14 protein-coding genes are annotated in these 13,245 nt (G+C 37.2%); 1 reads left to right on the forward strand and 13 read right to left on the reverse strand.

Going from position 1 to position 13,245, the window contains the following annotated elements; translation table 11 throughout:
- The first annotated feature begins 97 nt into the window (after window positions 1–97).
- On the forward strand, window positions 98–1,705 hold the full coding sequence (locus O3598_RS01490; RefSeq protein WP_156931194.1) for an IS1182 family transposase: 1,608 nt from the start codon (window positions 98–100) through the stop codon (window positions 1,703–1,705).
- Between the two features lie 205 nt (window positions 1,706–1,910).
- Here O3598_RS01490 and O3598_RS01495 read toward each other — a convergent pair whose 3' ends face one another.
- From O3598_RS01495 to O3598_RS01555, 13 genes are all read right to left on the reverse strand, one after another.
- Window positions 1,911–2,375, reverse strand: a complete 465-nt coding sequence (locus tag O3598_RS01495; RefSeq protein WP_005381306.1) for a hypothetical protein — start codon at window positions 2,373–2,375, stop codon at window positions 1,911–1,913.
- 14 nt (window positions 2,376–2,389) lie between these two features.
- Complete coding sequence (coaD, locus tag O3598_RS01500; protein WP_005378904.1) at window positions 2,390–2,881, reverse strand: pantetheine-phosphate adenylyltransferase; 492 nt, start codon at window positions 2,879–2,881, stop codon at window positions 2,390–2,392.
- 4 nt (window positions 2,882–2,885) lie between these two features.
- Window positions 2,886–3,437 carry a 16S rRNA (guanine(966)-N(2))-methyltransferase RsmD gene (gene rsmD, locus O3598_RS01505; protein ID WP_371451482.1) on the reverse strand — a complete coding sequence of 184 codons (552 nt, stop codon included), beginning with the start codon at window positions 3,435–3,437 and terminating at the stop codon, window positions 2,886–2,888.
- 69 nt (window positions 3,438–3,506) lie between these two features.
- Window positions 3,507–4,505, reverse strand: coding sequence for an NAD(P)H-dependent glycerol-3-phosphate dehydrogenase (locus O3598_RS01510; protein WP_105084295.1), 999 nt, complete (start codon window positions 4,503–4,505; stop codon window positions 3,507–3,509).
- Between the two features lies 1 nt (window position 4,506).
- Window positions 4,507–5,112 (reverse strand): glycerol-3-phosphate 1-O-acyltransferase PlsY, encoded by a 606-nt coding sequence (gene plsY, locus O3598_RS01515; RefSeq protein WP_105084331.1) that lies wholly within the window; start codon window positions 5,110–5,112, stop codon window positions 4,507–4,509.
- A 27-nt stretch (window positions 5,113–5,139) separates the two neighbouring features.
- A complete protein-coding gene (gene der / locus O3598_RS01520) occupies window positions 5,140–6,474 on the reverse strand; it encodes a ribosome biogenesis GTPase Der (protein ID WP_371451485.1) in 1,335 nt (444 codons plus the stop codon).
- 115 nt (window positions 6,475–6,589) lie between these two features.
- Window positions 6,590–8,488 carry a bifunctional 4-hydroxy-3-methylbut-2-enyl diphosphate reductase/30S ribosomal protein S1 gene (locus tag O3598_RS01525; RefSeq protein WP_005378840.1) on the reverse strand — a complete coding sequence of 633 codons (1,899 nt, stop codon included), beginning with the start codon at window positions 8,486–8,488 and terminating at the stop codon, window positions 6,590–6,592.
- On the reverse strand, window positions 8,479–9,099 hold the full coding sequence (locus O3598_RS01530; RefSeq protein WP_005378899.1) for a lysophospholipid acyltransferase family protein: 621 nt from the start codon (window positions 9,097–9,099) through the stop codon (window positions 8,479–8,481). The genes O3598_RS01525 and O3598_RS01530 overlap by 10 nt, the downstream gene beginning before the upstream one ends.
- Window positions 9,100–9,774, reverse strand: coding sequence for a (d)CMP kinase (gene cmk / locus O3598_RS01535; RefSeq protein WP_371451486.1), 675 nt, complete (start codon window positions 9,772–9,774; stop codon window positions 9,100–9,102).
- A gap of 69 nt (window positions 9,775–9,843) precedes the next feature.
- Window positions 9,844–11,094, reverse strand: coding sequence for a BaiN/RdsA family NAD(P)/FAD-dependent oxidoreductase (locus tag O3598_RS01540; RefSeq protein WP_156931192.1), 1,251 nt, complete (start codon window positions 11,092–11,094; stop codon window positions 9,844–9,846).
- Window positions 11,091–11,816 (reverse strand): pseudouridine synthase, encoded by a 726-nt coding sequence (locus O3598_RS01545; protein WP_156931191.1) that lies wholly within the window; start codon window positions 11,814–11,816, stop codon window positions 11,091–11,093. Before O3598_RS01545 ends, O3598_RS01540 begins: the two co-directional genes overlap by 4 nt.
- A gap of 13 nt (window positions 11,817–11,829) precedes the next feature.
- Window positions 11,830–12,414, reverse strand: a complete 585-nt coding sequence (gene scpB / locus O3598_RS01550) for an SMC-Scp complex subunit ScpB (protein WP_156931190.1) — start codon at window positions 12,412–12,414, stop codon at window positions 11,830–11,832.
- A 1-nt stretch (window position 12,415) separates the two neighbouring features.
- A complete protein-coding gene (locus O3598_RS01555) occupies window positions 12,416–13,162 on the reverse strand; it encodes a segregation and condensation protein A (protein WP_016475521.1) in 747 nt (248 codons plus the stop codon).
- Window positions 13,163–13,245 lie beyond the last annotated feature (83 nt).

Below are 13,245 nucleotides of genomic sequence, written 5' to 3' on the forward strand. Positions count from 1 at the left end.
AAGTTATTAGTTGATTATATGAAATCAACTAATAACTTTTTTGTATTTCTAAGCAAAAAGGGTCCCGAGGGACCCTTTTCGTTGGTATAATTAAATTATGAACAAAAACCATACCAATGAATCTAATTATACCAAACTAGTAATGCCTCGCCAACTAGTTTTACCATTGGATTATGGCATTTTGATAAAAGAAACAGCGCCTGTGCGGTTACTCGATGCTGTATTGGAGGAATTAGACTATAAAGAGTTACAGCATTTGTATTCTCCTAAAGGGAGAAAATCTAAAGTTCCACCGCATATTCTGTTCAAAATTTTTGTCTATGCTATGTCCAACGGCGTGTATTCTACACGTATGATACAACAACAATGCGAAGAAAATATTAATTATATGTGGCTTCTTCAAGGCTATTCAGCCCCAAGTCATATGACATTCCAACGATTTTTTGCACGTTGTACACTAGATATCTTAATGAATCTGTTTTCACAGATGATGGAAGCTATTAACAGACGTGATACCTTAACATTCAATGAAGTCTTTATTGATGGTACTAAACTAGAGGCTAATGCCAACAAGTATACCTTTGTCTGGCGAAAAGCAGTACAAAAAAGACTAGATACATTACCCTCTAAATTAGCTATATTAAAGCAAGACATCTGGAATGAATTAGGGCTAGATACCCATTGTATGAATGATGAATGTATATATACCTTCCTCGCTAAAGAAATTGAAGTACAACATATGGAATTAGTACAAGGAAAAGGCAAGCATAAAACACCATTGCAACGGTTGTATGAGCGATCTGAAGTTCTATATGAGAAACGCAAAGAATACGAACAGCAGTTGTATATTATGGGTGAACGCAATAGTTATTCTAAAACAGATCATGATGCTACCTTTATGCGTATGAAGGAAGACCATATGCGTAATGGACAGCTTAAACCTGCCTACAATGTACAATTAGCTGTTCATTCTGAATATATTATGGGAGTTGGTGTATTCCCTAAGCCCAACGATACGAATACGTTAATTCCATTTGTACAGCAATTAGAACAGATCCATAGTCGCCGATTCACATATGTGGTAGCTGATGCTGGATATGATAGCCATGAGAACTTAACTTGGTTAAAAAACAACCAGTACCTATCTTGTATAAAACCACAATATTATGAAAAGGCAAAAACTAGAGCTTGGGCTAAAGATATTAGTAAGGCTCGTAATATGGAATATATACCAGAAGAAGATGCATTTATATGTGCAAAAGGCCGTAAATTAAAATATGCTTTAACTCGTAATGCTAAAAACAAAACCGGATTTATATCTGAGCGAAAGGTATATGTCTGCGAATCTTGTAACCGATGTGGATACAAGAAGGAATGCCAACGGTATATGAAACCAACAACAGTAAATCCAGTAAAACGAATTGAAATTACACCTGCATATGATGCTGTATTGGCAGAAAACCAAGACAGACTGCTTAGTAATACAGGCATTCAATTACGAATTAACCGTTCCATTCAAGTTGAAGGCGCATTTGGTGTATTAAAACAAGATCTTGGGTTTAGACGATTTTTACACCGTGGCAGTGGAAAAGTGCATAAGATGTTATATCTACTGGCTATGGGATTCAATATTGAAAAATTACATAACAGAATACAAGCAGAACGCGTTAACACAACATTATTTACTGCAAAAGAAACTGCTTAAACTAAGAATTTTTAAATAGGCCTAAAGGTCTATTTAGGTGCGCCTAAAAACAAAAAATACCAAGAAAACATAGGATTTTACAAACCTAAATTTCTTGGTATTTCTTATATTTTAAAGGGACTGCAACTAGAATGCGGTAAAACCGCATTCTGTTACAGCCCCTTTCTCTGCAATCATTAGCATTATCTGTACTGATTACAATATATTATTGATTATCAGTTTTTTGTTCACTTTGTTGCAAGCTTTCGCGGTTTTGACGAAGGCTTTCCAACGTTTTTTCTAAATTGTTTTCTACATATTTCAATACATCACCAGCATATTGAATAGAGCTAGATTTTAACTCTTCAGAAGATTGGTTTGCAGCATTGATAATTTGATTAGCTTGTTCTTGTGCTTGCTTAACAAGTTCACTTTCAGCAGTCAATTTAGCAATGTAATCTTTGGCTTGATCGATTAATGTTTCAGCTTGACGTTGAGCATCAGCCAAAACTTTATCTTTTTCAGCCACAATACGACGAGATTCATCGAGCTCAAGTGGTAAAGATTCTTGAATTGCATCGATAATACGCATAATTTCATCTTCTTCTACCATGCGTTTTGTAGTCATAGGAATACGGCTGCTAGATTCAATAAGAACCTCTAAATCTTCAAGTAATTTTTCTGTTTTCATACAATTCACTCCTATTATTTATTACCATCGATGTTAAAACGTTTTTCTAATTTTATCTTTACATCGTCAGGAACAAGTCCATCTAACTTACCACCAAATTTAGCTAACTCACGAATCCCTGTTGAGCTTACAAAAGAATATTTATTATTGGTCATAATAAACACTGTTTCAATATCATCATCCAAGTATTTTGCAAATAGAGCACGTTGAAATTCATATTCGAAATCACTAAGAGCCCTAAGTCCACGAATAATAATACTTGCGTTTTTGGATTTAACATAATCGATGAGCAATCCACCTGTACAGTCGATTTCTACATTAGGAATATGCTTAACCGCATTGCGAATCATCTCAACACGTTCTTCCATAGTAAACAATGAATTCTTATTAGGATTTGAACTTACAGCGATAATCAACTTGTCTACTAGACGACTACCGCGCTCAAAAATGTCAACATGACCATTTGTAACGGGGTCAAAACTTCCTGGGCAAACTCCTATCCGCAAGGGTCTAACTCCTTTCACTATGTTTCACAAAATATGAAACAAGGGTGTAACCAAATTTTTGTTCCTTTATACATTCCCATTCTGGTGGCATGGTGAAAGCCTCATCTTTATGATGTTCTAAAACTAAAACACCATCATCAGCTAATGCATCATGAGCCACAACAAAATCAATAGTCTCCTGTATAAAGCCATTTTCATATGGTGGATCTGAAAAAATATAATCGAACTGCTGGTCACCTATAAAATGTTTTAGTTGTGAAAGCTTCTTAGGTACAATTTGAATTCGATTATCAACGAGACAATGTGTAGCATTTTCTCGAATTAACTTCCCTGTCCTAAAGTCTACAGCAATCGCTAACTCGGCTCCACGACTTAGTGCTTCTATAGCAACAGCCCCGGTACCAGAAAATAAATCTAATACACGGGCACCATATATACCACGATGCGCTAAGACGTTGAAGATACTTTCACGAACACGATCCAAGGTGGGACGTGTATCCATCCCCTTCGGAGCTTTTATAGTATGGCCCTTTGCAGTGCCTCCAATAATTCGCATACAATCCTCACTAGATTATACTCATTAATTATAGTATATAAATACCTAAAATAAAAGTATCTTTTACAATTATGATACTTCGATTTTGCTATCTCGTCCCATCAATTCTTGCAATGCTAATTGAGGTGACTTTTCCTCATATAAAACCTCATATAGTGATTGTGTTATAGGCATTTCTACGTGATGTTTTATGGCCATATCCCGAATAATCGATGTTGCAAAAAAACCTTCTACAACCATATTCGTATGATTCATAATATAGTCCATCGTCTTGCCATCCGCTAATTGTTGCCCAGCAGCACGGTTCCGACTATGTTGGCTCATACAAGTGGCGATTAAATCACCCATTCCCGCTAAGCCAGCATACGTTTCTTTTCGTGCACCAAGGGCTAAACCAAATCGAGTCATCTCATGTAGACCACGAGTTAATAATAAAGCCTTACAATTATCCCCAAGAGACAAGCCATCAACGATACCGGCAGCCAAGGCTATTACATTTTTTGTAGCCCCTGCTAATTCGACACCGATATAATCATCACTAGTATATATACGAAATTCTTTGCTGTGTAATGCTTGCTGTACCTTTTTTCCTATATCCATAGAAGTTGTACCAACCACAGCAGCGGCAGGTAAATTCCTACCAATTTCTTCTGCGTGATTAGGACCAGATAAAACAGTTAAATGACAACCAACGGAAGATAATTCCTCCTTCATGACTGTAGTCAATAATTTGCCACTTTCCCGTTCAACACCTTTAGAGCACAACACATATATTTGATCCTTGTGAGCATATTTTTTTAAATTTTGTAAAGCTGTACGCACATGAATGGATGGTGTAACAATCAATACAATATCAGCATGCTCAATAGATGTTTGTAGATCAGAACTAATGATGAGTTCATCAGGCAATATAACACCAGCTAAATATGACTTATTCTCCCTGTACTTAATAAGTTCATCCTTAAACTCTGAACGTCTGCAATATAAGGTTGTATTATTTCCGGCCACTACAGATTTAATAGCGAGAGCTGTTCCCCAACTACCAGATCCGACGATGCAAACTTTCATACTACTCTCCTTTTTTAACGCGTTCTACTTTTAATTCTTTACCGGCTAGTAAACGAGAAATATTTTCTCGATGACGTATGATGACAAACAATGCAGCTAGTGCACCAAATCCTACAAACCACCAGGACTCGCCCATTACATACATCAATACAGGAACAAGCGCAGCAGCTACAATAGAACCTAAAGAGACTAATTTAGTGAAATATACAATGACGCCCCAAATAGCAAAGCAAATAACTGCAACAATTGGAGATAATGCAATGAGTACCCCCAAACCAGTTGCAACACCACGGCCACCTTTAAAGCCAAGAAATACGGACCAATTGTGTCCAACCATGGCTAAAATGCCACCTAGAATCATGTACATGGGATTTAAATGGGAAAACAAAAATACCCCAATAGCACCCTTTAATGCATCACAGAAAAATACAGGAAGCGCTGCCTTTAAACCAATAACACGATATGTATTCGTAGCACCTATATTTTTTGATCCATATAGGCGGACATCTGTATTAAAAAATAATTTACCAATGATGAGTCCGCTAGGAATCGAACCGATTACATAGGCTAATAACGCATACCCTATAATAGGTATAAAATCATTCACAACTTTCACCCTTACCCTTTGTAATTATTACTCTTCATCTTCACGTTTTTTCCCGCGAAGAATTAATCGAATTGGAGTACCTTCGAAACCAAAACTTTCACGTAAACGATTTTCCAAGAAACGCATATACGAGAAATGAATTAATTCGGGTTCATTTACAAATAGGATAAATGTTGGAGGTTTAACACTGGCTTGTGTCATATAGTAAATTTTTGGAATTCTACCATTACGAGATGGAACCGGATTTACAGTTTGAGCATCTTGTAATAATTGATTCAATGTACCAGTAGAAACACGACGATATTGTTGTTCTGATACGAATTTAAGCATATCTGCTAAACGATGAATACGTTGTTTTGTCAATGCAGAAGCAAATAGAATCGGTGCAAATTGCAAGAACCCTAATTCATCGTAAATATCTTCTGTATATCTCAATGTAGTTTTATCATCTTTTTCTACAAGATCCCACTTATTAACTACAATGATGACGCCCTTGCCGGCTTCATAAGCATAACCAGCAATTTTTTTATCTTGCTCTGTAACGCCATCAACACCATCTAATACAAGTACAACAATATCTGAACGATCAACGGAACGAAGAGAACGAACAATACTGTACCGTTCAACTGCTTCATCGATTTTGGACTTACGTCTCATCCCTGCTGTGTCGATAAGTACAAATTTTTGATCCCCATGTGTCCAGTGCGTATCAATGGAGTCCCGAGTAGTGCCAGCTACATCGGAAACGATAACGCGATCTTGGCCTAACAATGCATTGGTCAAAGATGATTTACCTACATTAGGTCTACCGATGATAGCCACATGAATAGTGTCTTCTTCATCTACATTAGTTCTTACCGGTGGGAAATGTTTAACCGTATCATCTAATAAATCACCTAGATTCATTAAATTCTTTGCAGAAATACCAATTGGATCACCAAGTCCCAAATTATAAAACTCATAAATATTAGGTTCTTGATTTACACTGTCAATTTTATTCACTACAAGGACTACTGGTTTTCCACTAGTACGTAAAATATTGGCCACTTCTTCATCAGCCGGTACAATACCTTGCTTGCCATCAACCACAAAGAGGATCACATCAGCTTCTTCAATAGCGAGTTCAGCTTGTAAACGCATCATTTTAGGAATGACATGACTATTCTCTGTTACGAACTCGATACCACCTGTATCAATCATTGTAAACTCACGATTAAGCCATTCTGCATCGAAGTAAATTCTATCTCGTGTAACGCCAGGTATATCCTCGACGATAGAAATTCGTTTATTAACAATGGCATTAAATAATGTAGATTTACCTACATTTGGACGACCAACTACGGCCACTAATGGTTTTGCCATACTTTCACCTCTTTTATTATCTATATACATCACTTCATTTTATCATATTAAAGGGAATGTACGCAAAAAGGCTAATCAAGGAAAACCTTGATTAGCCTCATTAAAAGATTCTGAATTATTCAGCGTCTTCTTCTGTTTCTTTTGCTTCCATCAACTCAGTCAAAGCCAAGCCCAATTTCTTTTCATCTTTGTTAAGAGAAATGATTTTAACTTCAACTTCTTGACCACGGTTCAAGTAATCTTCAACTTTCGCATTACGTTGTTTTGTAATTTGAGAAATGTGAAGTAAACCTTGAATATCATCGTTAACAGCTACAAATGCACCGTAAGCTACCAAACGAACAACTTTACCAGTGATTACATCACCAACGTGTAAAGTTTCTTCAGCAACATCCCATGGGCTCTTAGTTAAAGCTTTTAAGGACAAGGATAATTTGTTGCTTTCAGGATCGAAGGATTGCAATTTAACTTCGATTTCTTGGCCAACGGAAAGAACATCTTCCACTTTTTTAATTTTTTGCCAAGAAATGTCGGAAATATGAAGTAAACCTTCAATACCACCGATATCTACGAATGCACCATAAGGCATGATTTTACGAACGATACCTTTATAGTTTTCACCAACGTTGATATTTTTCAATGCTTCAGCTAATTTTGCTTGACGTTCCACTTCAAGTACTGCACGGCGAGAAAGAACCAAACGGTTTTTCTTTTCGTCGATTTCAAGAACTTTTGCTTCGAATTCAGTACCAACCAAGTTGTCCAAAGATTTTACGAAATGCACATCACCTTGGGACAATGGAATGAAACCACGAAGGGATTTTACTGTTACCACCAAGCCAGCTGGGATAGCATCGATACCTTTACATACGATAGGTTCGTCTTTTTCTTGAGCTTCGATAACATATTGCCAATCTTCATCTTTAGCCAAACGAGTCATGGAAAGATAAATAGGATTATCTTCTTTGATGTGGTTCATGATAACTGCTTTAATTTCATCACCATTTTTCAACACATCTTTGGCAGAGTTTGGTGCTGGATAAGAAATTTCAGTTCTATTCAAAATTGCTTCAGTTTTGTAGCCAAAAGATACCCATGCGCGTTCATCTTCAACTTGTACTACTTGACCTTCTACAACGTTTCCTTTCTTAAATTCTTCTTGACCTTCTGCTGCTAATAATTCTGCAAAATCTTTCATTGTCTCAATGACCTCCTTAATAATCCAGTCGGGAGTCGATGCTCCTGCTGTTACTCCTACCGTCTGTACTCGGTTAAACCATTCCAGTTGTAATTCAGTAGAAGTTTCAATGTGATATGTTGTACATCCAACGTCTCGACAAACCTCTGCCAATCGATTCGTATTGCCGCTGTTCTTACCACCTATCACAATCATAAGATCTACGTTACGAGCTAATTCAACGGCAGAATTCTGACGCTCCTGAGTTGCATTGCATATCGTTTTGAAAATCTTAAGATTCTTAGATTTTTTCTCTAATATCTCTATTATACTGTTAAATTTGAATTGTGAAAAGGTCGTTTGAACAACTACACCCATTTTTTCAACAACTTGTAGATTTTTGGCGGATTCTTCATCTTCGATGATTATTCCTTTGTTATTCGCCCATAAATTAATACTTTTAACCTCAGGATGGTTTTTTTCGCCCAATATAACCAGTGTCATACCATCTTCGATAACCGATTTTGCATCTTGTTGAGCTTTTTTCACATGTGGACAAGTGGCATCCAAAATGTTTAAGCCTTTCTCTTCTGCTTCTTCGTAAATTGCAGGGCCCACACCATGAGACCGAATAATCATCGTTCCTTCATCAATATCCGACACCTCTTGAATCGGGCTAACACCTTTACTCTCTAAACGACCAACTACTTGTGGGTTATGAATGATAGGACCCAATGTATAGCTTTTTCCATCGCTATCAGCAGCTTCATTGGCCATTTCAACAGCTCGTTTTACGCCATAACAAAAGCCATGATTTTCAGCTAAAATTATTTCCATAACGTCTCCTCTATGCGATTTTCATGATAGGAATCAATCATGCGTTGAATTTCACCCTTTACGCGATCATTAACCTCTTTAATAGCCTCAGGTGTCGGTTTAGCTTTACTAACAGGTACCTGTTTACCAATGATGCAAGCAACTTGGTTTCTCTTCATATTATGAGAACCGATAATGGCAACTGGGGTAATACCAATTCCTGTACGCAACGCAATGGATGCGGCCCCATCGTGAAAGCGTCCTAATTTTCCATTCTTTTGACGATTACCTTCTGCAAAAATTCCTAATACTTTATTATTCTTTAATAGTCCTAAAGCATGACGAATTGCTATTTTATCTATAGCTCCACGGTTTAAAGGGAATGCACCAAGCCATGTACAAAAAAATCTTGAAATTGGATTTACAAATAATTCCTGTTTTGCCATAAAGTGTACGTGCCTAGGCAATGCATAGCCGCAAATAGGTGGATCGTTATTACTTAAATGATTTGGCACCACAATAACCGGACCTTCCATAGGGAAATTATCGCGACCATAAACCTTTAATCCATAGCCGACTTTATAGCGTAACCAAAAGGCAGTTCGCCAAAGCCATGTAGAAAATTTGTTCATTTAGATTCGCTCCTGTACTAGATGTAATATATGTTCTACAGTTTCATCAAATGTCATTTCGCTAGAATCGACCAATACAGCATCCTCTACCTGAATCAATGGAGATTCCTTTCGATTCTTATCCATATCATCACGTTGCATAACACTGTCTTTAATATCCTCTAAAGTTTGTTCGTTAACTGTCCCCTTCACTTCTAAGTAACGGCGCATAGCACGAGCCTCTACAGAAGCGGTTAGATATATTTTTAATTCCGCATTAGGTAATACAACGGAACCGACATCACGTCCATCCAATATAACGCCACCAGCTTCTGCCATAAGTCGTTGTCGTTCAACCAAATATTGACGCACACCTTTATATGAAGCCACTATAGATACAGCATTGTTCACTTGTGGCGTTCTGATAAAATCAGTCACATCTTGACCAGAAATAAAAACCTTACATGAATCATCACTGGCCTCCATAGTAAGCTCTAATTCTGGTAATAATGCTTCCACTGCCTTTTGATTATTTACATCAATATGATTATGCAATACAGCCCATGTAACAGAACGGTACATAGCACCTGTATCGATATAAAGATACCCCAGTTTTTTTGCCACTATTTTAGAAATAGATGATTTTCCAGCGCCTGCTGGGCCGTCAACCGCAACGGCAATTTTATGTGTATTCATAAGTCCCTGTATCACTTTCACAAATTATATAAAATATACTATTCAATCATACAACGTAAAATGTCTCTATTAAAACGCTTCAGGGTGAGTTATATGCATAGCTGCTACATATCCTGTAGAAAAGGCAGCCTGTAGATTATATCCACCTGTAAAAGCATCAATATCCAATACTTCACCTACACCATATAAACCTTTAACCAACTTAGATTCCATAGTTTTAGGATTAAATTCTTTTAAAGAAATGCCACCAGCAGTAACAATTGCCTCTTCTACTGGACGTAATCCTTTCACGGTAAGAGGCATATGTTGCAACATATAACCGATTTGTTGTCGTTCTTCCTTTGAAATCTGATTAATCGGTTTTTGTGGATCAATACCGGCCAATTCAATAATTAATGGTATTAATCGACTTGGTAACAAATCTTTCATCCCATTAATTAATTGTTTCTTAGAATAGAGATCAAAATCTTTTTGTAATCGTTTATCTAATGTCTCTGGAGATAATGCGGGTTTTAAATTGATATCTAAACCTATAGTGCCGATATTTTTTTTGCGCATCAATTTTCCCACCGTATGACTAAGAGATAAAACGATAGGACCGGTAATGCCAAAATGGGTAAACATCATTTCCCCAAACATCTTGGCTTGAACCTTATTCTTAGCAACTACAGACAATTCAATATTCCGTAGGCTAAGCCCCATTAAATCTTTTACCCATGGCTCTTCCGTTACAATCGGTACTAAAGATGGACGGATATCGGTAATCTTATGGCCTACTTGAGCCGCTAAAATATATCCATCACCAGTAGAACCGGTAGCAGGATATGATTTACCTCCCGTAGCAATAACCACAGCATCAGCGTGATAGGTTTCTTTGTCTGTCACAACACCGGTGACAACACCATCATCAGTCAAAAGTTTCTTAACTGGTTCCTCAAGATGAACATCTACACCATAGTGTTTCATAAGCTTCATAAAGGTATTTCGCACATCCAGCGCGGAATCTGAAGCTGGAAATACGCGGCCGCCTCGCTCTACCTTGGTTTCTAAACCAGCATCGTGTAATAACTGCAACAAATCTTCATTGGTAAAGCGCTCGTAAGCACCATATAAAAACTTACCATTGCCCGGTGTATTTTTAATAAAATCAGACATATCACAAGCATTCGTAATATTGCAGCGTCCTTTTCCGGTAATGCCCATCTTTTTACCAACATAATTCATTTTTTCGAGAAGCGTTACCTTTGCCCCTTCTCGACCAGCAATGACAGCAGCCATTAGCCCTGCTGCACCACCTCCGATTACTACGACGCGCTTCATTTAGAAGCTCCTAGCGCTTTAAGTGCACTTACTTCACGTTGTGTCAATTGACGAACACCACCGCGCTTAACACCACTTAATGTTAATCCACCATAAGCAATACGTTTTAAATTATGAATTCGGTAACCAAAATGTTCAAACATACGACGTACTTGTCGATTACGACCTTCATGAATAGTAATTTCTACTTCGTGAACCCCATTGTGGTCATCAAATCCTAAATCTACAAGTGTAGCAGGTGCTGTCACACCATCTTCAAGAGGCACACCATCGGCGATAACCTGTAAATCTGTATCATTTACACGCCCCTTAATACGAACTTCATATGTCTTTTCAACGCCTTTAGATGGATGTGTAAGATTCTGCGCTAGTTCTCCATCATTTGTTAAAAGCAATAAACCTTCCGTATGTAAATCAAGTCGTCCAATTGGATAGATACGGCGTTTTTCATTTTTAATATAATCCATTACAGTTTCCCGTCCTTGTGGGTCTGTAACAGATGTAATAACACCCTTCGGTTTATTCATTAAATAATACACAGGTTTTTCCACGGCTAATAATTGTCCATCAACCATGACCTTATCTTTCATAGGATCAACCTTAACACCCAGTTCCGTCACTTTACGTCCATTGACACGTACCTTACCAGACACAATTAATTCTTCTGCCTTACGACGAGAAGCTACACCACAGCTGGCGATAAATTTTTGTAATCGTTCCATATTATATCCTTTTCTATATGTTCTCTGTTCCATCCTCATTAGGAGATTCTATTAAGCTTTCGTCTTTCACACTGTCTATTGATACACCTGACATATCAGACTCTGCAGTATCTAGCTCTTTGTGCAAATCATCAATTGAAGTAACACCTGTACTTCGCAGAAATTCATCAGTTGTGCCATACAGAATAGGGCGACCTACCGTATCCTTATGGCCCAACTCAGCAATTAATGAGCGAGACAATAATTGTTTAATTACCTTGTCGCTATTAACACCGCGCATCTCTTCTATTTCAGCTTTTGTAATTGGTTGTTTATATGCAATAACCGCTAGTGTTTCCATAGCTGCATTAGATAATTTATCCTCTTTTTTACGTATATGACCAATATACATAGCCGATTCTGGTGCACTTACCAGTTCCACACCAGCAGCAGAGATTCGCACGCGGATACCGCGTTTATGGGATTCTAAATCAGATGCTAAGTGATCTATCAATGTCAAGCTATCTTGTTTTGAAAGCTTAAATATATCTTGAATGACATCAATAGAAATAGGTTTAGCCGCAGAAAACAATACCGCTTCTAAATCTGATATGCCCATGCTACTCCTCCTCTACTTGTACATCCCGTTCACCAATGATAGGTGCGGTAAAAATAATATCATCATTTTCGTAAAACATGACTAATTCTTGTTGTTTTAAAAGTTCTAGCACAGCCATGAATATAGTTACCATACCACTTTTAGATTCTATAGCAACAAGTAGCTCACGAAACGCCAATCGTTCACCACGCCTTGCACGACTCGCTAAGGATACGATCATATCCTCTAAGCGATATGCATCTTTCTCAACAGTTACTTGACGAACCTGTTGTTCATCTTCAGATTCAACGGTCTTATGTAATACAGAATAGAATATATCATATAATTTAGATAGTTCTAAATTATAATAACTATCTAAACCTAATACACTCGTTTCCTCAGGGCGACTAAACACATTCGACTCAACCGATGCTTTTTCCATTAATAGCTGAGTAAAATCTTTTATCTTTTTAAACTCTACTAACTTAGCCACTAATTCATCTCGTGGATCTTCGCTTTCATCTGGTTCCGGTTCAACCTTAGGTAATAGCATACGGGACTTAATTTGTAATAATGTAGATGCCATTACAAGGAATTCACTACTATAATGGATATCAAAATGATTCCAATTATCTAGGTATTCTAAATACTGACTTGTGATTTCAACGATTGGGATATCCGTGATTTCAATTTTATGTTTTTCAATTAAATGTAAAAGTAAATCGAGAGGTCCCTCGAATACATCCAATTTATAATTATAGTCCCCCATGAATCCCCATTCCTTAACGATACTATTTCATAACTATATAATTATATCGTAAATCGAAAATTTCTTCTACGTTCACCATATAT

This window comes from Veillonella atypica, assembly GCF_041431435.1.
Classification (GTDB): Bacteria; Bacillota; Negativicutes; order Veillonellales; family Veillonellaceae; genus Veillonella; species Veillonella atypica.